Origin of the sequence: Ensifer sp. (genome assembly GCF_035999135.1) — a bacterium.
GTDB lineage: Bacteria > Pseudomonadota > Alphaproteobacteria > Rhizobiales > Rhizobiaceae > Ensifer.
The window spans coordinates 20,705-47,599 of the sequence record NZ_DASYGZ010000241.1 but is presented as its reverse complement, the minus strand read 5'-3'; the positions used below and the strand labels follow the sequence as shown (position 1 = coordinate 47,599).

Below are 26,895 nucleotides of genomic sequence, written 5' to 3'. Positions count from 1 at the left end.
CTACACTCAAGCTTTGGCCAAGTATTCTATAATCTGCCGCGCGCGCGTATCGAACGAATGATTTGATAACAGCTCGGCGCTCATTTCGCGTCTTTGCGATAGCGTTGGCGCCCACTCGTTAACACTCTCTGTCAAAAATTCCAGGTCTCGCCGACCAGAGTATGCTTTCACGTGTTCACCGAATATCTCCTGAACTCCCGCTATTTCATCTGTAATCGCCACTCCTCCGCAGGCAACCACATCAAACAATCTGTTCGAAATAATCCCTGCACGTGCCATGCTAGGCCAATGATCGTTCAAAACACACAGCGCTGATCTATACCAATGAGCAAGATTGGAATTGTCGATGTGCTTCCCTCGAACATAGGACGCGTCGACAAAAAACTCCCAATCCTGCCCATAAATATCGAGCGGCAAGTCCATCTTCACGGAATCCAAAACGATTTGGCGTGGCTCGCGCCGTGAATTTCCGATGAACAAGAAGCGCTGCGAAATCGACGTCACAGTCCCTTCATCCAGGAATGAGAAGCGATGAGCATCTGTCGCCTGCGGAAGGATAGACGAGCTGACCCCATACCTTTGACGGACGTCCAGTCGCGATTTTTCCGAGCAAACAAAAACCCCGGACATGCCCTCAAGCTCGAACGCTCGCAGTTTATCTGGGTGACTTATAAGCCACAAAAAGTTAACGGCGCCCGGCACCGCCTTGACGTCCACAATCCCGCGCAAATGAAGCACCACATCTACGTCATGCGTAGGATAGTTCCAATGATCACGCAGACGCACCTCGCAACGATGTCCTAAGCACTCAAATGCGGTTTTCAAAGAGAGAGCGAAATGATAGTCTCCCCAAGCTTGGCTAGCTGGTCCAGCTGGCGCCGGGCACCGGATTTGAATCGACTTAGAACCGGAACGAGTGATGCGCAGATTGGCTGGCAGGGTAATCGGCGCCGCCTCAAGCAACCCATGGGACACATGATACTTTTGCGGCACAGCAGAAGGCTTCGTTCGGACCTTCGTGAACGAAATTTCGATTCTGGGCAGCGGACCAATGTTTTGCATGAACCATTCTTGCTCGCGCGCCTGTGCAATACTCGTTCCGCACGTACTCCTCTCCCGTTCGGCGGTGAACCGCGAGCCAAGGTGAATCACTACCTTATGAGTATTTTGGCGCCACGACTCGACGACGAAACCTACCAGTCCATTGTTTAGGCAAAGATTCGAGCTAAAGCCATTCTGCCTCTCAAAGGCGCTCTTGCTTATCGCGACAGGAAAATGTCGTGCAGCAACGCCGAACGCATCTCCGACATTTCTATCGATAATCTGCATGCCGGCGATGGCCTGGAGACACGCCGAATCATGGGATACAGTAAACAGCCCTTCGACCGCCTTGCCCTCGTTATCGACCACTAGGGGAAAGCAGACGTCAAATGAAGGGCTAAATCCCGTCATCAGTTTATCAATTTGATCCCCGTCATATCGCAGCCTACCATCCCAAAAAAACAATCTTTCGGAACAAGCCAGTTTCGCGCCTAAGTTGGCCGCGGGAAAGAACATAAACGTTCGCCAAAGGTGGATCACCCTCAAGCCACGTACCGACATTGAAAGTTCCGCCAGAAGTGCGGTCATGGCGTCGGGCAAGGCATTGTTGATAATGATAAGCTCGTGCTCACCCTTCGACAAATGGCGCACAGCATCCCACACCTGTGTCGCAACCCAGTGATGTTCGCCAGGCTGTATCGACCAGATTATCGAGTATTTTGGCGGGCGCACCATTGTTTGACCGGTGACCTGGCGGGGGAGCGCCATCTGCTCAATTGATAATTTATAGAAATCTCCTACCAACTCAGTATTGGTAATTCTCTTTAGCTCACCGCTATCATCCACATAGTTGCAGCCAGGAAAGGCGACATAGTAAGACGGTGATTTTAGAGAGATTCGCCTAATCAAGTCCCAGTCTACGCACCGCGCAAGCGATTCATCAAATCGGATTCCCTCGTCGACGAACCGACGGTGATGTCCGAACACGTTCATATCGATATAGTTTTCACGATCCATGGCGAGCACATCATACACATCGCCACGGTAATAGATTTGACCACGGTCATTATAGACCCGCAGCGCCGCATGCGCAGCATCGACATTCTCAAGGATCATGGATTTTACCATAATCTCGAGGAAACACCGCTCCCAGTGATTATCCGTATCAAGATAGAATAGGTAGGTCCCAGTTGCCGCCTCCAGCCCCTTGTTTCTGGCCGCTGAAACGCCGGAATGCGCTTGTTCAACCAATTTAACGCGGCTGTCCGAAACTGTAGCTAAGCGATCGATCGTACCGTCGGTCGATCCATCATCAATCACGATTAGCTCAAAGTTGTCGTACGTTTGTCTCAAGACTGACGATACTGCGCGCAGAATCACGGACTGCCGATTTCTTGCAGGCATAATTACGCTGACCAACGGAAGGGGCCGCGCCTGTCCTTCTTTCACGAATCGGCGCCGAACCTCTTGTTGCAGCTTGTTGGCAGCTGCAAGGTCAAAATATGGGTAGCTTCGGACTATCGTCTCATTCAGACGAAGCTTAGGAATTTGCAGCGGATCAAAATGCGTGACCGAATCTTCGAATTCATCAATCGAGCGGCCTAATGCGTTAGCATAAGGAAAGCTAGCTTCCGATTGCCCACTGCCTACCTCGAATACTGTTCGCACGCCAAATGGTGACCTCTGGGCTCCCCCTTCAGACTGATCGTGTAGCCACTCCCGCAGTTCGCTGGCACTTGCCCTATCACCCACAACAATCGCGGGATGGGGAGATGCGGCAAGGGGCGAATTCATGAACCGCCGAAACGGGTCCTCGTTTGGAGTAAGTTTGACTATCTTGTCGTACCAAAAAGGATCAAAGCGCTTATGAGGTCTTCGGCGCTCGCGATCGCCGCTGGAGAGAAAGTGCTTCAGCAAGTGCATTCCCGCCAAAGCGACATCCTTGTACATGAATAGGTAGTATCGGGTCGAAAAATACCTACTTGGATCGCGCAATTTTGCTTCGCCTGAGGCTAGATAATCCAGCAACGGCCCTCGAATGTCCGAAACAATGTGGTATTTTATACGATACCAGGCGGGATCGAAAAGATAATTCGGCTTGAACCCTTCAATCTCACCTTCAACCAAATAGTGAAGAAGTAAGTTTTGCAAATTTTCTACAGAAACTCCTGCATAATTTTGGTAACAATCCAAATCTATAAGGGGGCTATATACACTAGATAAAGATCTACGACTGCCCAAAAAAGAAAGATAACGGTTAAGTGAATTTGCGTCGTGCTTCTGACCACATGACAGCACCTTGGAATTGCAAAACAGGTGGTGAGGAACGAGATCTCTCTCTTCTTTTTTGTCAAAAAAGACACATAGTGGCGTCTGATCCTGCTTTAAGGCAGAGCCAAACTTTGCAAAGAACAGCGTACTATCGAAGCCTGGGTTTGGTTCACGCCCGAAATGCCAACCGCCACTGACGTAGTCGATCCATGGGTGCAAGCGGCTGGGAAAATGGTACTTCGCACGATACCAATCCATCCAGAAACCAATGTGCGGATCGGCGTCGACCACAGCCCCGAACTTTAGGAAAAAGTAGAAAGGATCAGATTCTGCGAGATGCTTCCTCTCGTCTCCTAGCAAACTAAGGTTTGCAATATAAAACTTGGCATCAAAAAGCGGGTGGGGATTACGGTTCTCTCTGCAGCCAGATCGAAGATAGTGCTCGAGTGGGTCGATGTTCGCTGCCTGTACGTCCGGGTACTGCCGAAGATAGTACTCGCGATCGAAATACCTCCCGACAATCTCCTGGCGACTCAGCTCTGCGAAATCAGCATGCCCCCGCCAAATCAAAGATGTCGCAATGAGTTCTGGCTCCTGCTCCAAAGCAATTGACTTGAGACCGGTTTCCGTTTGATCAATAGTTAACGCAATACGCGAGTAGACGGACTTCCGAGACTCGTAAATGTCCTCAACTAGTTGTAAACCAGTATGCTCGAGCCACTCCGCGAAGGTCATTCGCAACGTCATAACTAGAGTCGGACTAGCCGCATGGCCACTCAACTTTCGACCCAGGACAGCCGCATCGGCAAAGACCCGCAACGAAACCATCCTCGACATTCCCGACTCTGTCCGTCCACCTGACGTCAACCCTGAGACGAGTGCCGAGCGATTAAATTTCAGCTCAAAACCAAAATTACCGTCTGTATCTAGTGCTGCCGAGACGTCAGGGCGCTTGAGATTAGCCGAAACCTGTCCGAGCCCGACGCCATCAAGTTCAACCGAAAGTCGATGGATAGGCTTGCAATCGCCATCAGCAACCCACCCCCGAATGCCACTTGAAGTCAATTCATCAACAGAACCGCGATATGGCACTTCATTCATCGCTGTATTTGAGCTTAACGTACCATTATTCAAAATATACTTCTCGTCGAAAAAGCTTCATCGTTGGCTGTTAACCTTAGCATGTACTTTAGATAGCAGCTTCGATGCACGTCCGCAATGTCGTAAACAGTTGACCTATCGATCTAAAATCATCCGATTAAAATTCCGCATAGTTGTCACGGGCCCTCGCGGGCTAAACCGATTCCAATCGGTCGTCCAACAATGTCTAAATGAACCTGCTATTCATTTTTCGGCGAAAGTGGCGAAGATGGAAACTGCCCGGCCACGCTCCGAAAGCCCCTCCCATACGGTGAAGCCATCGCATCGCTTCGAGCTAGGTTCCTTCAAGTCAACCGCGAATCGAGCCGAGAGGCGATCCGATGCTCGTCTAAGCTGGTAGTGTCGCCGTACCGGATAAAACCTTCTAACAGTTTCTAGTAAGTGGCGCATGGCAAGACTTTAATCGGCGCTCCGAGCGAAAAATCGCGCCTACTTAGAGCGTAAAATTGGACCCTTTGTCAGGTTTGAGCGACTCAAGGCCCGGAACAGCTGCCCATGCCAATTGCATGACAGCCTGGTGCGTGGCGGCAGCTACTGTTTCACGCAACTCCGAATCGTCGACCAGCCTCAGAATAGTTTCACGCCACAAACTCGCGTTGTAGGGAAGTCGCAGCTCAGTGCCCTCATTGGAGTAACCGTATGCCGCCCCCTCGGAAAACACCGCAGCCGCTTGGTAGCGCACTATGTCAATACGCTTGGTAGCCGCGCGGCAGTCATTTACTCGCGAAGGCGCCAGCGGTACCAGCATAATGTCAATTATCTGGGTGTTCGCGTCCGCCATGTATTCAATCCAGGCCATTGGTTCCCGGATCTCCACGCATTCGAGGCCTCGCCAAATTGATTTCGCACGCCGATCTGCAAACACCTCAAACCGAACCTGTGGTCTTTCGCGCAGAATCTCCGCAATCACGGGCCTGAGGAAATGGTGCTCCTCCAAGTGCACTCCGGTTGCATGATACCCAATCAAGATCGCCGAACCCGGCTGACCCTGTCTTTCACGATCGCTTCGCGCTGCCTGACTTAGCGCCAACGGCGGCGCTGGCGGCAGTACCACAGCCCTTGCACACGCCAGATTTGCTGCGAGGTTTGCCGTTGACGCCCAGACGATGTCTAGATGCCTATTCAGACGGCGAAGGGGCCAAAGAGCGCGATACCAAAGGAATAGCCGATAGAATAAATCCGCATCATTGCCCGTCACAACAGCAGGTATGTCATCATCTACGAACAGTCCTACGCCGGCAAGGTGTTCTGCGTTGATCTCGATCCAACGCAGCACGGAAGGTGACGCGTAGCGGCACAGAATGACAAAGGTTCCTTCGGCTTCCAGCGCAGTTGTTTCACCGCTACGGATGTCGACCACCTGATACGGCGGCATTTCTTGCGCCTCTAGGCGCGCGGCCAGATAGTAGTCGAAGGTCGGGTTCGGCATCCGGCCGAAAACGATAATCCGCTTCACCAGCCGTCTTGGCCGGTTGGTGGCACCTTCCCGCAGCCGCGGCTGAGGTAGCCGCCGCTCGATCCAGCGCGCCAACCGTTCGCGCAAGCGGCTCAAGCACTCGACCTCGCAGCAAGAGTTCTCGGATGAGCTTCGAGAACGAATTCTTCGGTAATGAGCGAGAGGTTCGGATTGTAGTAAGGGTCTGCTTTCAACGCATCACTCCAGCGCTCATGCATGGCGCGCTCCTCCTCCGCGAAGCGCTTAAGCTTCTGCGGCGTGTCGTCGGCACCACGCGAGACGCTCTCTCTATGCAACATAGCCGCTGCCGGCGTCCAGATAATACGGAAGCCTGCTTCCCGGAGTTTCAGGCAGTAGTCCACATCGTTGAATGCGACCGTCAGATTTTGTTCGTCCATGCCGCGAAGGCGGTGCCACAGGTCCCTGCGCGTGAGCAAACAGGCCGCAGTGACAGCTGACATATCACGACGTTGGCGCAAAAGCCCCCTGTCGCTACCGTCCTTTGGATCGCGGAAGTGAAAGCTGTGTCGCGCGACTGTCCCCGCACCGAGCGTCACTCCGCCATGTTGAACGAAGCCATCGGGAAAAAGGAGCAAATTTCCGGCAGCTCCGACAGTGGGATCATCAAGCTCACCCGCTAGACACTCGAGCCAATGGCAATCAATAGGTTCCACGTCATTGTTCAGCAAAAGTATGAGGTCGTGCTGGGCTGAATCGACACCAATGTTACAGGCGCGAGAGAAATTAAAAGCTCCGGGAAGAGCTATCCGACGGATGAGCCCTGACTGCTGATACCGCGAGAACAGCGCCAACGTGGCTGGTTCGGTGCTTTCATTGTCAATGACGATGACATCAAGATCTGCAGGGGCGGTGTTTTCGAACAGTCCCTTAAGGCAAGCCTCAAGCAGCTCAGCCCTGTCCCGCGTCGGAATAATTATACTGACCGCTGGCCGCTCGCGCCTCGGCTGAACCTCGGCGTGGATCGGGGTTGAAGAGCACGATTGCCCACGGTGCAGTAGCACCCGTGGCAAATGCAAAATATCACCTGTCCGCGCCTGCGCAACTGCGAGCGCAATCTCTGCACTGGAGGCACTTTCCACAGCAACGCCTCTCGGTATGTGGACCACGCGAAAAACCGCACCCTCCAATGGAAGCCAGCCCGAGCGCACGAGTGGCGCGTTCCAAGCGGGCTTGAAGAAGGGGGCAAAGCGCTCACCTCGAGCGCTAATACGGTCTTCGTCAGAATAACATATCGCAACATTTTCAGAGAGGGCGAATGGCTCAACCAATCTCTCGAGTGCGCGCTCAGCAAGGCGCACGCCGCCCGGAAGCCGTATCCAGAGTGTGTCTTTATCTGCCTTGTTGAATTCAATCAGCTTCTCGACATCCGCCGAAGTGGCTTCCTGAAAGCACCGCCAAGACTGGGCATTCAACGAATCTCTGGTTTCTGCGACGCCGAGCGCGTCACCGCCATCAATAGAAACAAGTACCCGCAGGCTCCTTTGGGAGACTTGTCCATCCATGCGAGCTTCATTCTTCTCGGCGAGTGCTTGGGCTTCTAACCAATCGCTGTAGTCAGGAGCGGAGAGCGCATCGCATTGCCGAACGAACCGAAACGCTGCGCCCTTCTTATTGCCGGCGAGGAAAAGACGGATGATTTGAAAGAAGATTAAGGTTCGTCGACACGCGATCAGAACAGCCAGCTCAATTAAGCATAAGCGCCGAATCCTTATCTCCGGCTCGATAGTAGATAGGTGGTTCGCGGTTTCTGGATCAATGGCCAACGCAATGGCATCCAACTGCACCGGTGTCCAACCGTAGAAGCGTCCGCGACCGGTGCTATCAATCAGGAAGGAGCGAAGAACGGTGGACGGCGTCCGATCACGTCGCTTGAAAAGAAGCTGTGGGCGGCGTCCAAACCGGTGGTCGGGATCGTGCACAGAAACGACAATTGGCCGATCAGCGTAAAGGCTCGCGGCCCCTACAAGCGCGACATGACACTCGCCTTCGTCGACCTCTCTCATTATGTTCCAATCAAACGGTCGCCACCACATTTCAGATGAAGCCATTACAAGAATGTCGACGCGAAGCAACCACATGCGCGTGAGGAAGGATCTTCCATGTCTGTTCGACGCGTCATCGTCGAGACATATTTCCCGCCGAACAGCTCTATCTAGGCACTCTGCATCCGCTTCACCTAAGAGACAAAGGCGCCATCAGCGTGTCGTGTGGCCATTAATAAGAAGCGGAGTTACTTACGTGAGCGAGAAATTATGCTGGTTTTCATTCGCACCTAACGCTAGGCGCCAGACAGGGGTAGAATAATGAGATTGGTAAGATTCACTTTGGTCGGAGACAACAACGCTCCCGTGTACGTGAATCCCGACCACGTCGTATCAGTGACGCCATTTGCCAAGTACACGTCGATCTTGACCACATGCCAAAGCTCGGATGCTAAAGAAGCGCGAATCAACGTGAGAGAGGCACTCGATGCGGTGGTGGGCAACCTTGTTACATAACCTCCAAAAGTACGCGGGCTTCTCATGAAGGAGCCCGCGTACTAGCTGTAGCTCAAGGATCCGCGATCCAGTCAGTAACTTGTCGGCAAGACGCTTAGTGAAATCGTTGATCCATCACCAGTGCTAGTTGGCGTTTAACCGAACACTAGTCGGCCACACGCCGTTCCGCGATGTCTTTCCCGGCTAACGATCGTCGCAAATTGAGCGCCGGCGCCTCGCCCTCGAATGCTTCCACCCGGCGATCGTAGTTCGGTGCGACCGTTCCCATTACGCGATCCCAGAACGAGAAGTAATTCGCGTAGTTGTATTTGAACTCCGCATGGTGCTGATCGTGGTAGGTGGTGCAAAGCATCGGCGAGGGATAGCGCGCCGTGCGTGACGCGAAATATTCGAAGCCGGCGTGGCCGAAGGTGCCGTTGATCTGGTCGAACAGGCGGTGCGCCAGAAGGATGATCGGGGGGAACGGGACGAGGAAGGTGATGACGGCGTAGTAGCCTTGGCACATCGCCGTATCGACCAGCCCGATCGAATCATTGCTCCAGGCCGTCGGCGCGACGCTTCGGTGGTGGAGCAGGTGGTACTTGTAGAAGAGTTTGGTGTGCAGCAGGCGGTGGGCGAAGTAGAACCAGGCGTCGAAGAGCACCATGCAGATGACGAACAGCGGCACGGCCGTCCACCAGCTGAACTCCCAGGGAGAAAACAGGGTCCAGCCCTTGTACTGGACAAAGAGGCCGATCGCGACCGAGGTGCAGGTGACGAGGATCGAGGCCATGCTCTGGCGGATCTCGATCGCCTTGCGCTTCTCGCCGCGCCGCGTCTTCTGGATGCGGCGTTCGGGGTTGCGATCGTTGAGCCAGGTGATGCCGTATCCGAGGATGAAATAGAGCAACACGGTCGCCGCATAGATCGCGGCAAGCAAGGCAACAAATGTGAGGCTGTCCTGGATAAGGGCGCTCAAATCGGGATCCGTCTCGGAGAGTTGAATTGGTGTCTGGACTATACCAACCGCCCTCTCCGGCGCAAGTCGCTCAGTCCTTGCCGTGCTCCAGTTCCGCCAGAAACGCGCGCAGTTCCGCCCCCTCCATACCGATGAGATGGCGCTGTTGCGGGTAGACGCCAGACCGGACGTCCTCGGCAAACTCGGAGAAAGCGGCGATCCGCTCGTGTTGAAGGCGGTCAAACTCGGCCGCGAAATTGCGATAGGTCTTGGCGTGGCGCGGCACATGACCACGGTTGCTGCCGAGCACATCGGCGGCAAAGAGATATTGGGCATCGCAGCCAGTCCCTGCCCCCATCGACAGCATCAGCATCGAGGTCCGGGCGCTGATGGCGGATGCGACCTCACCGGGTACGACTTCGATCTCGGCCGCAAAGGCACCGGCTTCCTCAAGCGCCTTGACCTGCCGCCAGATCTCGAGCGCGCTTTGCGCTGTCTTCCCGACCGCGCGGAAGCCACCGGTCCAGGTCGCCTTGGACGGAATAAGACCGACATGGCCGCAGACGGGAATGCCCTCCTCCCGCATCCGGCGCACGGTGGAAAGCCCGGCAGCGCAATAGACTGCGTCGCCGCCGGCCTTCAGCGCCCTGAACGCCGCGCGCATGTAGTCTTCGGCTGTAACGTAGTCACCATATTCGAGGCCCGGAAAGGCAAAGACGCTTGGCGCCACCTCGCGAAACTCCGGGCCGAGAAGCGCCGGCGGCACGGAGACGAGGTCGATGCCGGCAGCTTCTGCCGCTTCGGCCTCGTCGAGCGTCTCGACACGCAGCATGGTGAGTTGGCGCTTGCCTTTCATCGACAGGAGGTCTGCAACGGTCGGACGGCGGCTTTTCATCAAGAAATCTCCTGGGGTCGATGAGCGAAACAATGTGCGGAGGCAAGGTGCGCGCCTAGGCGGCCAGCAATGCCTTGAGCTTCATATCGGGCGAGGCGAGCGCCTTCGGGTCCGGCCGCCTTCCTGCGGCAATGAGCATTTCGGCGAGGCGAATATCGCGTGCCACGGCATTTCCCGGCCCGATGCCCGAGGCGGCGAGCAGCCGGCCGGTTTCATCCAGATGGAAAAGGATGAACGCGCTGTCACCGAGATCGCGTCGCACGGTTGCCACAGCATGGTCGGCAAGCCCGGCGATTTGAAGCGTCAGGTCATATTGATCGGACCAGAACCACGGCACGCTCGAAATCGCCTCTTCCGCACCGAGCAGGTTGCCGGCAACCAGCGTTCCCTGGTCCTGCGCATTGCGCCAGGCTTCAAGCCGCACGCGGCGACCATCGTAATGGCAAAGCGGAAAGGAGCAGCAATCACCCGCCGCATAGATGTCGGGGTCGCTGGTTCTGAGTGTTGCATCGACGGCAATGCCGTTTTCCACGGAAAGACCTGATGTCGCGGCGAGCTCCGTATTCGGGGCCGCACCGATGCCGATAACGACAAGATCGGCTGCAACGATGTCACCGCCGGCCAGAACGACGCGAGCGCCGACATCGTCCGCATCGATCTTCTCGATCTTTGCGCCGCAGCGGATGTCGACGCCTTCTGCACGATGCTTTTCCGTCACGACCACCGCGATCTCCTCCGGCACACCGCGCGACAGGACGCGCGGTAGCCCCTCGATCAGCACGACCTCGGCGCCACGATGGCGCGCCGACGCCGCAAGTTCGAGGCCGATGAAGCCCCCGCCGATGATCGCAATCCGTCGCCCCGGTTGAATGTCGCGGCGGATCGCCTCGGCGTCGGCATGGGTTCTGAGTGTGCGGATACGCGGCGACGCGTCATCAAGCCCCGGAAAGGTTCGTGCACGCGCACCCGTCGCCAGCAACAGCCGGTCATAGGAAATGTTGCCGCCATCGACCAGAACGACGTGTTTGGCTTGACGGTCGATGGCCTTGACCGGGGCGTCGGTCAGGACATCGATGCGGGCGGCCATGTATTTCGCCGCGTCGGCGACGTATTTCGGCGGCGTCTCGTCCCTCAATCCGTCCTTCGAAAGCGGCGGCCGTTCATAGGGAAGATGCGGCTCGGCGCCGATCAAGGTGATCTTGCCGTCGTAGCCTTTTTCCCTGAGCGCAAAGGCCGCCCTTGCGCCGCATTCGCCGGCGCCGACAATGACGATGCAACCCATCTCAACCTCCCTGCCCGCCAGGCGAGCCAAACACGATGACGATGTCGTCAGGCGAGCGCGATGAACACGGCTCCCGCCTCGACCTTGACCGGATAGGTCTTGAGGTTGACGCAGACGGGCGCGCCCTTGGCCTGGCCGGTCTTGTAGTTGAAGCGGCCGTTGTGCTTCGGACATTCGATGATGTCGTCCATCACAAGCCCGTCGGCCAAATGGATGTGCTCGTGGGTGCAGAGCCCGTCGGTCGCAAAATACTCGTCGTCGGGGCTACGGTAGACCGCAAAGGTGCGTCCTTCGTGGTCGAAGCGGATGACGTCTTCCTCGTCGATATCGTCAGCCGCGCAGACTTCGATCCAGTTGCCGCTCATGATGTCCTCCCGTTGTTTCAAGTCGTTGATTACTCGGCAGCGTGCACGATCGCGTCGCTGTGAAATTCTTCCCGGTAGGGCTTGGCCGTCGCCGGCAGTTGGCGCTTCAGGAAATAATCCTCGTTGCGAAGCTGCCGCAGGAAGGCCGGGATCATCTCGCGGTAGCCGTGCAGCATCGATGGGCTCGGTTCAGGCAGATCGTGCCTGATCATGGCGTGCAGCTTCGGCAGCGCGTGGTAGGGCACCATCGGGAACATGTGGTGCTCCACATGGTAGTTCATGTTCCAGTAAACGAAGCGGCTGACGGGGTTCATGTAGACGGTGCGGCTGTTCAGCCGGTGATCGGTCACGTTGTCGGCAAGGCCGCCATGCTGAAGCAGGCCGGTCACCACGTGATGCCAAGCGCCATACAGTCTCGGCAGGCCGATCAGCATCAACGGCAGGATCGAACCGAGGGAGAAGCAGGCTGCTATCGTCGCCGCATAGATGGCAAACCAGATCCGTGCGACGAGGATCGCCTTCGGCTGCTCCATCTGAGGAATGAAGGTCGCTTCTTCCGCACTGATGATGCCGAACGTATTGCGGACCATGTCGATCATCGCGTGCCAGACATCGAGAATGCCGAAGAAGTTGAGCACGAGACGAATGAGATCCGGCGGCCGCATGACGGCGATCTCAGGGTCGCGGCCGACGATCACCGTGTCGGTGTGGTGGCGGGTATGGCTCCAGCGCCAGGTAACGGGGTTGCGCATGATCATGAAGCAGGCGATCTGGTAGACGGCGTCATTCATCCACATCGTCTTGAACGCGGTTCCATGGCCACATTCGTGCCAGCGGCTGTCGGATGCCGAGCCGTAGAGCACCCCATAGGCGAGAAAAAACGGAACCGCCCACCAGGTGCCCCAGAAATACGCGCCGAGCGCACCGAAGAGAAGGAGCGAGCCGAGCCAGATCGCGGTGTCGCGGATGGCCGGTCCGTCCTCGCGCTTCATCAGCTCTTTCATCTGCTTGCGCGGAATATCGGTGTGGTACCACTCGGCAGCAGACAGCCCATTGGCAACGGCTGCCTGCGCGTCCCGCCCGAGCAGGCTGTAATCCCGCTTTGTCGGTACCATCGTCATCTGCGCTCCTCCCTCAAATCCGGTCCGGTCTCACCGGCGCAACCTCATCTCGTGCCATGACGATAGGTTGACTTTTGCAAGGGCTCAATGCAGCAATGATATATTCTATCAAATGATGGCATCTCTTGCATTTCGGAGATGATGAAAACCTATCAGGAGCGTCATGAGCAACCGCCCGACCATCGCCGATCTCGCGCAGGCCGCCGGCGTCAGTGTCGCGACCGTCGACCGCGTGCTGAACGGACGCCATCCGGTGCGCGAGGAAACGGCGCGCCGTGTCTACGAGGCAGCCAAGTCGATCGGCTATCACGCCGTCGGGCTGATCCGGCAGCGGGTGTTTGAAGATCTGCCGCAATACAAGCTTGGCTTCGTGCTGCAAAAACCGGAGCAGTCTTTCTACCAGGCCGTGGCCAAGGAGATCGATGGCGCCACGCTATCATTCTCAAATGCCCGCATCTCGCCGCAGATCGATTTCGTAACCAGCTCGACGCCGGGTGCCATCATCGAGAAACTGCAGTCGGCAGCCGCCCGCAATCAGGCAATCGCCCTAGTCGCGCCCGATTTCCCGGCCGTTACGACGGCGATCGAGGACCTCAAGGCGCGCGGTATTCCCGTCTTCTCACTGCTGTCGGACTTTGCCGCCGGCGTGCGGGAAGGCTATGTCGGCCTCAACAATCACAAGGTCGGTCGCACGGCCGCATGGATGATCGCCAAGGCGGCGAAACGCCCAGGCAAGGTCGCGGCCTTCGTCGGCAGCCATCGCTTCCTCGGCCATGAACTGCGCGAAATCGGTTTCCGCTCCTATTTCCGCGAACACGCGCCCGATTTTCAGGTGCTCGACACCATGGTCAATCTCGACACGGCCGAGATCACCCACGAGGCGACCTTGAACCTCCTGCAACGCCATCCCGACCTCATCGGCTTTTATGTCTGCGGCGGCGGCATGGAGGGCGCGATCGCAGCCATCCGCGAGGAAAAGCTGGAGGGAAAACTGATCGGCGTCGTCAACGAACTGACGCCGGAGTCGCGCGCAGCACTCGCCGACAATGTCGTGACGCTCGCGATCGCCACACCGACGTCCATCCTTGCCCGTGAGACAATCGCCCTGATGGTCCAGGCGATCAGCAAGGGCGCGACCGGCGTTCCTGGACAAACCTTCCTGCCTTTCGACCTGTTTACGCCCGAAAATATCTAGACAACCTGATAGTTTTCCATCATTGGCGAAACCTGACCTTGCAGAAATGCAAGCCGATTGAGCTCCTTGACGATCATCCTCTCGCAACCGGTTGGCGATTTTCGTAAGTCCCTATAAATGGAATGAACGTTCTATTTACGGATGTGCGCACAATCCCACTGGAGGAGATGTTCCCGTGACCGCCCTGCCCTTCGCCCTCAACCACATGACGACGCCCGGACTTCCGCTTGCCGCCTTTTTTGAACTCGCTCGCTCACTGGGCCTGTCGTCCGTCGAAATCCGCAACGACCTCGCAGGCAATGCCATTCTCGACGGAACCACCGCCACGGATGTCGCTGCGCTTGCCAGGCGCCATGGCATCACGATCATTTCGATCAATGCCCTTCAACGCTTCAACGAATGGAACGACGCGCGGCAAACGGAGGCCGACGAACTCATCCGCTACGCGCGCGACTGCGGCGCCCAGGCCCTCGTCCTCGTTCCGGTCAACGACGGATCGGGCCAGGCGGATGGCGCGCGGCAGGCCAACCTGCGCGAGGCGCTCGCCGCGCTCAAGCCGACGCTTGACGCGGCCGGCGTCATCGGGCTCGTCGAGCCGCTGGGCTTCGAGATTTGCTCGCTGCGTTCGAAGACAGAGGCTGTCAACGCGATCCGGTCGGTCGGCGGCGAAGCCACCTTCCGCCTCGTCCATGACACCTTTCATCATCATCTCGCCGGCGAGCCTGCGACCTATCCGGAGATGACGGGCCTCGTCCACATTTCCGGCGTCACCGATGCCGATGTTTCCGTCTCCGACCTGCGCGACTCACATCGCGTCCTCGTCGAGGAGGGCGACCTTCTCGACAATGTCGGACAGATCGCGGGCCTGCGCGCCGACGGTTATCAAGGTCCGCTCTCGTTTGAGCCGTTCGCCGCGGAAGTCCACAATCTCGCCGATCCCGCGGGTTCGTTGCGCGCCAGCATGGACTACATCCGGTCCCGCATCTGACAACTCACGAGCCTCCATCGGAAAGCAACAGCGGCGCCGCAACGGCACTTGACGGCGCCGTCATAAAATGGAATACATATTCCGTACTTGCAAATTACTGGTTCGTTTGTTCCGTTTTGATGGAAGGCGTAGCGGGAGTGCCGCCTTCGAAGTGAATAGACGCAATCCTGGGGGATTGCGCCCCGGCAGGAGAAGGTGTCGCCGGGCACCATTGTGGAGGAGAAGACAATGAAGAAATTCGTGCTGAGCACAGCGCTGGCCGTCATGATGTCGACGGCGGCCCATGCCAAAACCATCGGCGTATCCATGGCCCTTTTCGACGACAACTTCCTGACCGTCCTGCGCAACGGCATGTCCGATTACGCCAAGACGCTCGACGGGGTCGAGCTGCAGATCGAAGACGCGCAGAACGACGTGTCGAAGCAGCAGAGCCAGATCCAGAACTTCATCGCCGCAGGCGTCACCGCCATCATCGTCAACCCGGTCGATACCGATGCGACGGCTGCCATGTCGAAGATCGCGGCAGACGCCGGCATTCCGCTCGTCTACGTCAACCGCGAGCCTGTTAACGTCGACACGCTGCCGGAAAAGCAGGCTTTCGTCGCCTCGAACGAACAGGAATCCGGCACGCTGCAGACGCAGGAAATCTGCAAGATGCTTGGCGGCAAGGGCAAGGCCGTCGTCATGATGGGCGAACTGTCGAACCAGGCAGCCCGCATGCGCACCAAGGACATTCACGATGTGGTGGCGACCGACCAGTGCAAGGGTATCGAGATTGTCGAAGAGCAGACTGCCAACTGGTCCCGTACGCAAGGGTCGGACCTGTTGACCAACTGGCTCTCCGCCGGTCTTGAATTCGATGCCGTCATCTCGAACAACGACGAAATGGCGATCGGCGCGATCCAGGCGCTCAAGGCCGCTGGCCGCTCCATGGACAGCGTTGTCATTGGCGGCATCGACGCAACGCAGGACGCGCTTGCAGCAATGGCTGCCGGCGACCTCGACGTGACCGTGTTCCAGAACGCCGCCGGCCAGGGTAAGGGTTCGGTCGATGCCGCACTGAAGCTCGCCAAGGGCGAAGCGATCGAGAAGAAGGTCTACATTCCCTTCGAACTCGTGACCAAGGACAACCTCGACAAGTACCAGGCGAAGAACTGATCGCCTCAATCGGGAGCGCGGCCAACCCGCGCTCCCACAAAATGCAGGTCCGCCCGCAAATGCCTGCGTCCAATGGATGCCGCATGCGGTAAAATAGGCTGGTCACCCGCCAGCGATGAGGACTTTCCGCGACAGCCGGAAACGACGGGGGAGGCAAGGAACATGACGCTCAGTCCGACAACGATGGCAGCCGTCCGCGCCAGCGGCGCCGTACCCAAGGCCGAATATCTTCTTTCTGCGGAAGGCATCCGCAAGGAATTCCCCGGTGTCGTTGCACTCGACGATGTCGAGTTCAAGCTGAAGCGCGGCACGGTGCATGCGCTGATGGGTGAAAACGGCGCCGGCAAGTCGACACTGATGAAGATTCTTGCCGGCATCTACACACCCGACAAGGGCGACGTGAAGCTGAAAGGCGTCGAAATCCGGCTGAAGTCGCCGCTTGATGCGCTCGAAAACGGCATCGCGATGATCCATCAGGAACTGAACCTGATGCCATTCATGACGGTGGCAGAAAACATCTGGATCCGCCGCGAGCCGAAGAACCGCTTCGGCTTTGTCGACCACGGTGAGATGAACCGCATCACCGCCCGCCTGTTCGACCGTCTGAAGATTAAGATCGATCCGGAGATCGAGGTCCGCCACCTCTCGGTCGCCAACCGCCAGATGGTCGAGATCGCCAAGGCGGTCTCCTACGAATCCGACGTGCTGATCATGGACGAGCCGACTTCGGCACTGACCGAGCGGGAGGTCGCACATCTCTTCGAGATCATTCGCGACCTGCGCGAACAGGGCATCGGCATCGTCTATATTACCCACAAGATGAACGAGCTGTTCGAGATCGCCGACGAGTTCTCGGTGTTCCGCGACGGCAAGTTCATCGGCACTCATGCCTCGAGCGATGTCACCCGCGACGACATCATCCGCATGATGGTCGGCCGCGAGATCACCCAGATGTTTCCGAAGGAGGAAGTGCCGATCGGCGACGTCGTCCTGTCGGTCAAGAACCTGGCGCTCAACGGCGTCTTCCGCGACGTCTCCTTCGACGTGCGCGCCGGCGAGATCCTCGGGATTGCCGGCCTTGTCGGCTCCGGGCGCTCGAACGTCGCCGAAACCCTCTTCGGCGTCACGCCGGCAAGCTCTGGCACGATTGCGATCGACGGCAAGGCCCTTTCGATCGACAGCCCGAACACGGCGATCAGGAACCGCATGGCGTTTCTGACGGAGGACCGCAAGGACACCGGCTGTCTGCTGATCCTCGACATTCTTGAAAACATGCAGATCGCCGTGCTTCAGGACCGCTTCGTCAAGGGCGGCTTCGTCACCGAGAAACAGGTCACGGCGGCCTGCGAGGAGATGAGCCGCAAGCTGCGCGTCAAGACGCCGAATCTGCAGGAGCGCATCGAGAACCTTTCAGGCGGCAACCAGCAGAAGGTGCTGATCGGCCGTTGGCTGCTCACCAATCCGCGCATCCTGATCCTCGACGAGCCGACACGCGGCATCGACGTCGGCGCAAAGGCGGAGATCCACCGCCTCGTTACCGAACTCGCGCGCAACGGCGTCGCCGTCATCATGATCTCCTCGGAAATGCCCGAGGTGCTCGGCATGAGCGACCGCATCATGGTCATGCACGAGGGCCGGGTCACCGGCTTCCTCGACAGGGCCAAAGCAACCCAGATCAAGGTCATGGAGCTCGCTGCGAGCTGAGCGGGATAGGACCCCAAAGGGAGGACTGAAAATGGACACCAATGTCGCCGCACAGGGCGCGAGCGCACCGCTCTCAGGGACGAAGCGCCGCCTGCCGCCTGAATTCAACATCTTCCTGGTCCTGATCGGTATCGCGCTGGTCTATGAGATCCTCGGCTGGATTTTCGTCGGGCAGAGTTTTCTCATGAACCCGCAGCGTCTGACGATCATGATCCTGCAGGTTTCGGTGATCGGCATCATCGCCGTCGGCGTGACCCAGGTCATCATTACCGGCGGCATCGACCTGTCCTCGGGCTCCGTCGTCGGCATGACCGCGATGATCTCGGCAAGTGTGGCCCAGGCCTCCACCTGGCCGCGCGCGCTCTATCCGTCGCTCACCGACATGCCGGCTATCGTGCCGATCGGGCTCGGCATCGGCATCGGGCTGCTCGCCGGTTTCATCAACGGCCAGCTCATCGCCCGCACGAAGATCCCGCCCTTCATCGCCACGCTCGGCATGATGGTTTCGGCACGCGGCATCTCCAAGTGGTACACCAAGGGCCAGCCGGTCTCGGGCCTGACCGATCAGTTCAACTTCATTGGCACCGGTATCTGGCCCGTCATCGTCTTCCTGGTCGTCGCCCTCATCTTTCACATCGCGCTGCGCTACACCCGCTACGGCAAGTTCACCTATGCGATCGGCGCCAACGTGCAGGCAGCCCGCGTCTCCGGCATCAATGTCGAGGCGCACCTGATCAAGGTCTACGCCATTGCCGGCATGCTGGCGGGGCTGGCCGGCGTCGTCACCGCCGCCCGCGCCCAGACGGCGCAGGCTGGCATGGGTGTGATGTATGAACTCGACGCGATTGCCGCGACCGTCATTGGCGGAACGTCGCTGACGGGTGGCGTCGGGCGCATCACCGGCACGGTGATCGGCACGATCATCCTCGGCGTCATGACCTCGGGCTTCACCTTCCTTCGGGTCGACGCCTATTACCAGGAAATCGTCAAGGGCCTGATCATCGTCGCCGCGGTTGTCATCGACGTCTACCGACAGAAAAACCGCAAGAAAGCCTGACCTCCCAAGAAGAACTCTCCTCCCAGTGAAGCTAACTGGCCGGGATGACGAAAGTCATCCCGGCATTTTGTTTTTCGCGACCAGGTATCTCGCCTATCTTGGTGAGATTCTACATATACTGCGGCCCGCAGATCGCGCAGTCATACCCAACTGTTCGCGGTCTAGGCTGGTCTTTCAGCGACCTCGCGTTCGAAGCTACCGCACCTACCCGGGCTCTGGGTTGTCGAAGCTTTCGACCCTTGTTGTGGCGACGGTCGCCGTTTCCCTCATTGTCGCAGATTCACTAGCGCAGCTGTCTGCGGATCGGCATAATCGAATAGCCGATAGCGGAATGACCCGGAAATGACAGTGGCCGCAGCATTTCAGCCAAGATCATCCCCCAGCACGAAGCCGACACGCCGGTATACGCATTCATGGCTCATCGAATCGCCCTGGCCGAAGCGGTGTGGATGATTGCTCCGTACCCGTGATGCTCACCGAGATCGCATAGAATACTGCCGCTCCAACCCATTCGGCGGCAGGAACGCTCCAACTTGTTTTCGTAGCGTACCTGCCCATTTAGCGATACAGGGGTGCAGACGATATCCACTTTCTTGAGGACGCCAGGAATGAGACGCGCTGCGACACCGGTCGGGACCAGTGACAGAGTCGCTTTAATCAGGATGATAAGCGTGATGCACGCGGTGGTCCTGCGCGACATCCGGAGCCGGTACTTCAACCATGGACTAGGGTTTCTGATGGGCCCGATTATGCCAGTCGCCCATATGTTGATCCTACTGCTTATTTACTCTTTTACGGGCCGCAACGCCGTGTTTGGAGAGGATCTTGCTCTCTTTTTTGCGACTGGGTTGGTTCCGGCTCTAACGTTTAGTTATATCTCTCGCTACATGTCGATCTCAGTTGTTGCAAACAAAAACATGCTCGCCTTCCCAGCAGTGAAATTGATTGACATCATGCTCGCCCGATCATTTCTAGAAATCATCGGCATTGTTTTGGCCACACTTTTCATTGGGACAATCCTCGTGGCAACGGGGTCGAATGTCGTACCAAGATCACCTGAGCAAGCTTTACTCGCGATGGCTTGCACAGCTGCTTTGTCGATTGGGGTAGGCATCATAGCAAGTGTAATAGCGGCTATATTCCCATTCTTCGCTATGATTTACTCACTATTTATGGTTGTCGTATATCTGAGCTCTAACGCACCGATATACATTACATCGTTTCCTGAGGAGGTTATTTATTTCTGTAGCTTCAATCCTGTATTCCACTTAGTTGAGTGGATGAGAAGTGCGTACTATCTAGGGTACCCTACCCAATATCTGGATAAGACCTATGTAATGATGTGGTGCATACTTACGCTGCCGATCGGTCTCCTTTTGGAGCGTTTACTCAGGCCGCAAATCATGAATTGATGTCCAGGCATCGCAGATAACCGTCCATTCACGGCTATGTCCGCGCGTCGGGCGATGGATTTCGCTTAAGGTGTGAGCGGCACACGGTTGCATTCCAGCACTCCCCTGCCATTGGCAAGAACCGGTTTACCCTCTCGCGCCATCATCCGCCAAACGGCAAGGTGGTTGCCTACAATCCATGGCGCTCTGCGACTTCTTTCACCACTGCGTCGAGCCGAAGGTTCTCCGAGATCATCTGCGCCTTGATCTTATCCGGCCGGTGCCGGTGAATCACACGCCCAGACTTCCCGATCATGAACTGCAGCGTTCACCGGATGCTTGAATTCTTACCGGTTGATAGTTTATGCGCCCCGGCGCAGATCCGCTCGATGCTTGTTTGGGCGGAAGCAGACAAGTGGAGTGGCGAGGCCGTTCGAATGGTGGAACTCCCTGGCCAAACTTCCAAAGCTCGCCTAACCGCAACTAATGAACTAATGCCCTAACGACTACGGGCCAGTGGCATAGGGCGTAGCTTCATACCCTCCTTGTCGAACCACCTCGGGAAGCAATCGCTCGAAAGCATGTGCTGCCGTACCATCAAGTTGCCCCATCTCCTGTTCGAAAAGGTCTTCCAACCCCTCAGAATCGAGGATACCGACAAGCGCACTCACCCTATAAAACCCCATAGATCCAGCAGGATACGCGCGCGGTGTTAGAAGGTCATACTCTAATCCAAGCCTTTCCGCGACAGAGCGGATAGCGCAATGATTCTGCTCCTTCTCGGTGAAGTACCTGATCATACAGTAGTTTTCCGGATAGATCAGGCCGGTGGATGGATGGTTACTCAAATAGTCAATAGCCCATCCCAATATCTCTTCCCCACCGATAGTACGATCGAACAAATATCTGCGCCAACTATCGCCCCACGATATATGCGTGCTTTTTTTTGTATGAAGATGCAAAACCAAATCCGACTTCCGCCAAATGGCGCTGGCATCAATCAAAAATGGAGCGATATCTCGCCCTCTGTTTTTGACGACGATAATGTGAAGTTCTCGATGAAGCATAATATCGGCTAACAGATATTGCGCCGCCGCGGCATCAACCTCACTACAAACAGTCACAACAAGAGGAAATGGAATGGTGATCAACCGGATTCGGTCTATCACTTCGTGTAACAGGTCAACATAAAAGCAGTGAAGGTGAACACATAGACTTGGCCGCTCACGGTTTTCTTCAAGATATAACCCAAGAGTGTCAGTCGTTACGTTCCGATCTTCAACTGAGTCAACCCGCAGGGCAAGCCAATCGTGACTGTTGGCGGGAAACGCGGTCGCATCTCTCAGGCTATCTACACAGTGTCGGAAGGGATTTTCTCCGCGTGACAGTCCATGCCGTTTGCGATAGTGGTGACCGTCAAAATCCCGTCGCGGGTTACGATCCTCGGAAAAACCCCGGTGCATGTAATGCACGAATGCTTCATTCGTAGTTGTAGCCGCGTCAGGATATTCCAAGAGATAAAAGTTGGCATCGAAAAAACGTCGATACTTCTGCCAGACGTTGAACAGGCGGGTACGTTCACGCAACGAAAAGCCTTTTCGTGACGTTTGTGCATTGCGGACTGGCACGATCTCCCCATCAACCTTCCAAGCATAGGAACCGTACAAACGCAGACACACCTCTGCAAGATCGTGACGTTGGCCGTTGAGATGCGGATGGGCTGCGGAGAAACCGGACGCATCGAAATACTGCGAAGGTGACCGGAGTTCACGCCATCCATGCTCCAAATAATGTGATATTGGCTCCAGCCCTGCATCTCTTACGTCTGGATTGGCCTGGTAATAATTGCGGCAATCAAAAAAAGGCGAATGGTAGTTAGCCCACTCACTTCTATTTCGCAGATACAGCGCTACATTTAACACCTCCAAATAGCGCGCTCGTTTGTTTGAACGTCCACCAGAAAAGTATATTGCGCCCGACAACCTGAGAACGTTGCGAAGATACCTAAAACATCGAAGGATTAACAATAGGGAGCCATCCCGTCTACATAATCAGCGAACAACAGAAAAAAGCTCACATTAACTTAATCTCAAGTTCGCGGCAACTTTTCGTTACCGCGAATTGGGTTCACGATTGATGTGGCATTCTCGGCGGCAAGTCGCCGTCATGCCGACCATGAGGGCCGTGCGCCCGATTTCTAGCAAGTGCTAACAGACGGCTAGCGACCGAGGCAGGATCAAAATCAGGTAGGTCACATGGCTGGTCGCGAATTTCTCCTAATGAAAAACTCTGGCCAATATTCGCCTCTGCCTTATCGATCGCATCTTCTATTGCTTGTGCTAATACATCTACGTCTAGGTATTCCAAGCTTATAAAATTGTCGCTCCGCAAACCCATTCTCTTATTCTCGTAATCATTCGTCACCGTAACAAGGCCAGCTGCAGCCATTTCGAGTGGCGGGTAACTAGGATGGGGCGAGATCATCAATGAGACACCAACCGAACATACGGAAAGCAACTCAGCGTATTCGTCCAGCAATAGCTTACCTCGGACTTCGGCATTGAAGATGGGTTTCGCTAATTCAGGATCATAAGCTTCTCCGGCTGACACGATTCGCCATTTTGTGGCCAACTCCGGATTTCGCCGTTGCCAAGTGGCGATGGCCAAGCAAATCAACTCGAAGCAGTTTCGAGAGGCGCTAGGTCGGCCGTAAAATAAAAGTATCCGTTGCTTCGGTTTTGCTGAGACGGCCTGACGAAGTGTATCGTTCATTGAGTATCGGACAACATAGCCCTCACAGTTCATCCCCTGAGTTGACATGAACTGCGCCAACTCCTCTGAATTGATAAGCGCAATCCCATCAGTCAAGTTATTGTAGGTCGATCCTGCTAAAGCAAACCGGGTCGACCAAGGATAAAAGCCAACCTCGAAGTCCTGAATAAAATATAGCTTAGGCTGGGATACGCCAAAAAAACTCCTTTGCAGTTCCAGGATTTTTTGAGTGTATTTGTCGGTCCACCAAGCTGTCGTCATAAATACATCGCCAGAGCGAACGCCTATACTCCTCGTAGACCGCCTGTCAAACACATTGACGATAGTCTTGTTCATATGATCATAGGGGCTATCCGGCAAAACTACGCTATAGTCCGGGAAGTTCATTGAGGCATGCATATCTACCGGGCTATGTGTAACAATAATCCTGAAGTCGACGTCAGGGCCCATCTTGCTACAGATAGTTTTGAATATTTTTACAGCGGTTGAGATCCCGCCATACGTCTCCTCAGGCTTAATGGTAGGCAATACCAAGTTAAATCTAATACGTGTATTTTGATCCTTACGACCCAATGCAGGAACTACCTCTCCGTATTTCTCGAAGTAGTTTGCGCGACGATACTCGTTACCCAGCAATGCGTGACTAGTCCGCATTATACAGAAATTGAGTTCATCGGCAGAGAGCACTGGGACCAGACGGTCTCCAGGTACATGTTTCGCGATCCCGACCTTTGACCAGCCAAGCCCAGCACTTTCGCAGAAGTAAAGCAACGACCTCTCAATCGCGTGTGCAAGCGTGCCATCAAACTGACCCTCCTCTGGTGGAAAATCTGTCCAGCGAAGCTCAAGGTCCAAAAGCGGCCTTATGGCATCTGACCTACCCCAGAAGAACGAACTTGAGGGAAACTCGAGGATGAAACTGCCATCAAGCTTGATCCCTGCTCGGTTGAGCAACGACTTTGCTGTAGAGTAATTATAGCCCCAGTTGAGCAAGTTCCTGATACCTGGGAAATGATCAGCGAATACAATACCAGTAGTGGTGTTTTTTAGAAGATACAGTATCGAATGTATGTTCTCGCTTTCCCCAAGAATGTTTCCTAGAAGATACTCTCTCCATCCTTCGTGTGCAGATCCATATGGAGACTTTTTCGAGTGAACGTGCAAGAAGTAGCCATAATTGCTGAATACGTCTCTAAAGCCAACGAGCATCGGAGCAATGTCACGACCAACGTTTGGGAAGACTTCGACGGTGACACTGCCATTTCGATAGCTTCTCAGCAGCTTTAGCAAATCCTGCTTCTTATCCGCACGATCAGTTGATATGAAAAGATCGGCGGGGACAGGGATTTTCTCAAACTCTTCCATGAGCTCGGCGGCCAGATCTACGTAATATACGTGGGCTATCACCGCAACACGATCGGGTAAATCTTTGATGTTCGTGCGGAACTCGAATGGCAATTCGAGAACGTAATCCGTGGAGTCAGTTGGACGAATGGCTGTTACTGCGCCTATATCATTGGTCAGGTTGGACGGAATTTTGTATCGGTTAAGGCCTTTTGGGATTGGACGCGACGATCGCATAGAATCTTCGGATTTAGACGCCAGCGCCACCAAATGTTTATCAATGTCGGCAACCAAATCCGGTGACTTCTCTAAGGCATATCTCCAATCGGACACGTCTACATTGGGCAAATTGTCTCTGAGAGCTTGCACTTTGATAAAGGGGAAACCGCGCTTCAGAAGATCCTGCCAGTGATGTAGAGTCGGATTATCCCCTGGGGAATACTTTTTCGATGGAAATGCTATTTCAATATTCAATCCACTTTTGAGATAATGATCGTGCGTTGATAACTCATACTGGTGTATCACATGGTTCTTATCTTTATAGCTGTTGACACTCTTCCAGTAGTTTCGAACAGCGGGAGACTTCAAACCTTCTTTTTTCAAGCCGATGAAATACGACATCATGTGATGCCTATTCTCGTAGCTATCAGTTAGCGCAAATATGTCGCTGGTACCGTTCAGAAATTGGTCTACAATGTTTTTCAGTTTTCGAACGGACGTAGGGCCGTAGATACTATCGTTCGTGAAGATGATCGATTTCGATTTCCACAATCCGGGCAGCGCAGCGAGCGCGGTTGCCCAAGCTGCGAAATCCCAACCATGATTTCTGCGGACAATGAGGCCGTCGCTCTGCAATAGGCTGTTCGGCAAAGCGACACTTAGTCCCTCTGTGACAACGATGGCGATCATGGATAGACCGCAGCTTTTCAGAGCATTGAAGTATCTCAGTACATGATCGGCGATGCGTCCGTTCGCGCTAAAAGTCACGAATAGACAAAAATCCTTGCCCTCAAATCCCTGGGGAACGCGGCGTACCTCGTATGGTATCTGAAGGACGTGGCATAACTCCGACCTCGGCCCAGGCTCCGATGGGGAGCGCCCTTCATGGCGTCCTGCCGTAAGATAGTGCGCGAGCGGGTTTTTTTGGGCCGCCTTCACGTCCTGATTGTTGAGGAGGTACCACTCGGAATCGAAATCTGGATGCGGATCGCGCCCTTCATATTGCCCTTGGGTGACGTAGTCCAGCAAAGGATTTTTGTTGCTTTGCCTCAGGATCTCATGCTGGCTGATATACCAAGCGGATTTGAAGTACGGGTTTGGATCCCTTCCAGAAATTCCACCGACTTCGATATAGTCGAATAGGGGATTGACACAAGCACGACGATTGGTCGGATATTTTTCTGCGTACCAACTTGCATCAAAAAGAGGATGTGGACTTCTCAACTCTGCGGCGCCTATCGACAGATAGTGCGAGAATGGGTTCAGGCCAGAATCAGCCACACCTGGGTTGGTCTCCAAGTACCACTGTGCGTCAAAAAGTGGATGTGGGCTACGCCCTTCCTCTGCGCCGTGATTGACGAAATGCAAGAGCGGCTCTAATCCAGCATCCTTTACATCGGAATTGGTCTCCCGATACCAGCTTACGTCAAAAAGAATATGGGGATCTCGGCCTTCGGACCAGCCGTGGGAAACATAGTGCTTCAGCGGATTCACCCCCGAGGCGCGGACATCGGGGTTAGCGTCCAAGTAGTACAGCACATCAAAGTAGATTGACGGATTTCGACCTTCTCGCCAGCCATACCGCATGAAATGCAGCGCTGGATCCATCCCCGATTGCATGACATCCGGATGCTGGCGCAGATACCAAGCACGATCAAAGTACCGCGTGATTGCTTTCTCGAGCTTCATGTTTTTTAGAAGTGGGACCTTTTCGGAAGCCTTAGCAACAATCTTCTGTGCTTGGTTCATCGCTTTTTTCAACACATTCTTCCATTCAACAGACATTGCAAAGCACCTACCGCCATATCGAACGGGTCTCAATAACGATCAGCTAGTCACGCTACCTAGCTTGTAGTGTCGTCAAGCCGGTGTGATAACGAAGACACGAGCGATGCTGCAACCAGACTGCGTCAACGCGAGTCATTGCCTCCTCCAACATGACTTGCTGATGCGCCCTCGAAGGCTGACAGACTCAGACCCCAGTTTTGCCGCACGGCCGTGCCCTTGTACCGAGACATA

Annotated in this window: 16 protein-coding genes; 6 read left to right on the top strand and 10 right to left on the bottom strand. The window is 55.4% G+C overall.

What is annotated here, in order from left to right; translation table 11 throughout:
* Positions 1–6: 6 nt before the first annotated feature.
* The 8 genes from VGO12_RS31480 to VGO12_RS31445 all read right to left on the bottom strand — a co-directional run bounded on the left by VGO12_RS31480 (position 7) and on the right by VGO12_RS31445 (position 13,048).
* Entirely contained in the window at positions 7–4,446 is a 4,440-nt protein-coding gene (locus VGO12_RS31480) for a glycosyltransferase (protein ID WP_327516664.1), read from the bottom strand.
* 460 nt (positions 4,447–4,906) lie between these two features.
* On the bottom strand, positions 4,907–6,025 hold the full coding sequence (locus VGO12_RS31475; protein ID WP_327516663.1) for a hypothetical protein: 1,119 nt from the start codon (positions 6,023–6,025) through the stop codon (positions 4,907–4,909).
* A complete protein-coding gene (locus VGO12_RS31470) occupies positions 6,022–7,953 on the bottom strand; it encodes a glycosyltransferase family 2 protein (protein ID WP_327516662.1) in 1,932 nt (643 codons plus the stop codon). The genes VGO12_RS31475 and VGO12_RS31470 overlap by 4 nt, the downstream gene beginning before the upstream one ends.
* Positions 7,954–8,593: 640 nt before the next feature.
* Positions 8,594–9,406 carry a sterol desaturase family protein gene (locus tag VGO12_RS31465; protein ID WP_327516661.1) on the bottom strand — a complete coding sequence of 271 codons (813 nt, stop codon included), beginning with the start codon at positions 9,404–9,406 and terminating at the stop codon, positions 8,594–8,596.
* Positions 9,407–9,476: 70 nt separating this feature from the next.
* A complete protein-coding gene (locus VGO12_RS31460; RefSeq protein WP_327516660.1) occupies positions 9,477–10,280 on the bottom strand; it encodes a 3-methyl-2-oxobutanoate hydroxymethyltransferase in 804 nt (267 codons plus the stop codon).
* Positions 10,281–10,335: 55 nt separating this feature from the next.
* A complete protein-coding gene (locus VGO12_RS31455; protein ID WP_327516659.1) occupies positions 10,336–11,562 on the bottom strand; it encodes an NAD(P)/FAD-dependent oxidoreductase in 1,227 nt (408 codons plus the stop codon).
* A gap of 47 nt (positions 11,563–11,609) precedes the next feature.
* Positions 11,610–11,927, bottom strand: coding sequence for a MocE family 2Fe-2S type ferredoxin (locus VGO12_RS31450; RefSeq protein WP_327516658.1), 318 nt, complete (start codon positions 11,925–11,927; stop codon positions 11,610–11,612).
* Between the two features lie 29 nt (positions 11,928–11,956).
* Positions 11,957–13,048 carry a fatty acid desaturase family protein gene (locus VGO12_RS31445; RefSeq protein ID WP_327516657.1) on the bottom strand — a complete coding sequence of 364 codons (1,092 nt, stop codon included), beginning with the start codon at positions 13,046–13,048 and terminating at the stop codon, positions 11,957–11,959.
* 163 nt (positions 13,049–13,211) lie between these two features.
* Between VGO12_RS31445 and VGO12_RS31440 the strand changes: the two genes are divergently transcribed.
* The 6 genes from VGO12_RS31440 (at position 13,212) to VGO12_RS31415 (ending at position 20,562) form a co-directional block, all read left to right on the top strand.
* Positions 13,212–14,243, top strand: a complete 1,032-nt coding sequence (locus VGO12_RS31440) for a LacI family DNA-binding transcriptional regulator (RefSeq protein ID WP_327516656.1) — start codon at positions 13,212–13,214, stop codon at positions 14,241–14,243.
* Positions 14,244–14,418: 175 nt separating this feature from the next.
* Positions 14,419–15,231, top strand: coding sequence for a TIM barrel protein (locus VGO12_RS31435; protein ID WP_327516655.1), 813 nt, complete (start codon positions 14,419–14,421; stop codon positions 15,229–15,231).
* A 228-nt stretch (positions 15,232–15,459) separates the two neighbouring features.
* The gene (locus VGO12_RS31430; RefSeq protein WP_327516654.1) at positions 15,460–16,389 is read left to right on the top strand and encodes a sugar ABC transporter substrate-binding protein; all 930 of its coding nucleotides are present in this window, start codon (positions 15,460–15,462) and stop codon (positions 16,387–16,389) included.
* Between the two features lie 162 nt (positions 16,390–16,551).
* Positions 16,552–18,093 carry a sugar ABC transporter ATP-binding protein gene (locus VGO12_RS31425; RefSeq protein WP_327516653.1) on the top strand — a complete coding sequence of 514 codons (1,542 nt, stop codon included), beginning with the start codon at positions 16,552–16,554 and terminating at the stop codon, positions 18,091–18,093.
* A 31-nt stretch (positions 18,094–18,124) separates the two neighbouring features.
* The gene (locus tag VGO12_RS31420) at positions 18,125–19,150 is read left to right on the top strand and encodes an ABC transporter permease (protein WP_327516652.1); all 1,026 of its coding nucleotides are present in this window, start codon (positions 18,125–18,127) and stop codon (positions 19,148–19,150) included.
* Between the two features lie 674 nt (positions 19,151–19,824).
* Entirely contained in the window at positions 19,825–20,562 is a 738-nt protein-coding gene (locus tag VGO12_RS31415) for an ABC transporter permease (protein ID WP_252160901.1), read from the top strand.
* Positions 20,563–21,047: 485 nt separating this feature from the next.
* Here VGO12_RS31415 and VGO12_RS31410 read toward each other — a convergent pair whose 3' ends face one another.
* Entirely contained in the window at positions 21,048–22,463 is a 1,416-nt protein-coding gene (locus VGO12_RS31410; protein WP_327516754.1) for a rhamnan synthesis F family protein, read from the bottom strand.
* Positions 22,464–22,668: 205 nt separating this feature from the next.
* On the bottom strand, positions 22,669–26,661 hold the full coding sequence (locus VGO12_RS31405; RefSeq protein WP_327516651.1) for a rhamnan synthesis F family protein: 3,993 nt from the start codon (positions 26,659–26,661) through the stop codon (positions 22,669–22,671).
* Between the last annotated feature and the right edge of the window lie 234 nt (positions 26,662–26,895).

Coding starts and splice junctions, on each gene's coding strand:
- VGO12_RS31470 (WP_327516662.1), bottom strand. CDS start 7,953: ATGAGAGAGGTCGACGAAGGCGAGTGTCATGTCGCGCTTGTAGGGGCC.
- VGO12_RS31460 (WP_327516660.1), bottom strand. CDS start 10,280: ATGAAAAGCCGCCGTCCGACCGTTGCAGACCTCCTGTCGATGAAAGGC.
- VGO12_RS31455 (WP_327516659.1), bottom strand. CDS start 11,562: ATGGGTTGCATCGTCATTGTCGGCGCCGGCGAATGCGGCGCAAGGGCG.
- VGO12_RS31450 (WP_327516658.1), bottom strand. CDS start 11,927: ATGAGCGGCAACTGGATCGAAGTCTGCGCGGCTGACGATATCGACGAG.
- VGO12_RS31445 (WP_327516657.1), bottom strand. CDS start 13,048: ATGACGATGGTACCGACAAAGCGGGATTACAGCCTGCTCGGGCGGGAC.
- VGO12_RS31440 (WP_327516656.1), top strand. CDS start 13,212: ATGAGCAACCGCCCGACCATCGCCGATCTCGCGCAGGCCGCCGGCGTC.
- VGO12_RS31430 (WP_327516654.1), top strand. CDS start 15,460: ATGAAGAAATTCGTGCTGAGCACAGCGCTGGCCGTCATGATGTCGACG.
- VGO12_RS31425 (WP_327516653.1), top strand. CDS start 16,552: ATGACGCTCAGTCCGACAACGATGGCAGCCGTCCGCGCCAGCGGCGCC.
- VGO12_RS31420 (WP_327516652.1), top strand. CDS start 18,125: ATGGACACCAATGTCGCCGCACAGGGCGCGAGCGCACCGCTCTCAGGG.
- VGO12_RS31415 (WP_252160901.1), top strand. CDS start 19,825: ATGCACGCGGTGGTCCTGCGCGACATCCGGAGCCGGTACTTCAACCAT.
- VGO12_RS31405 (WP_327516651.1), bottom strand. CDS start 26,661: ATGTCTGTTGAATGGAAGAATGTGTTGAAAAAAGCGATGAACCAAGCA.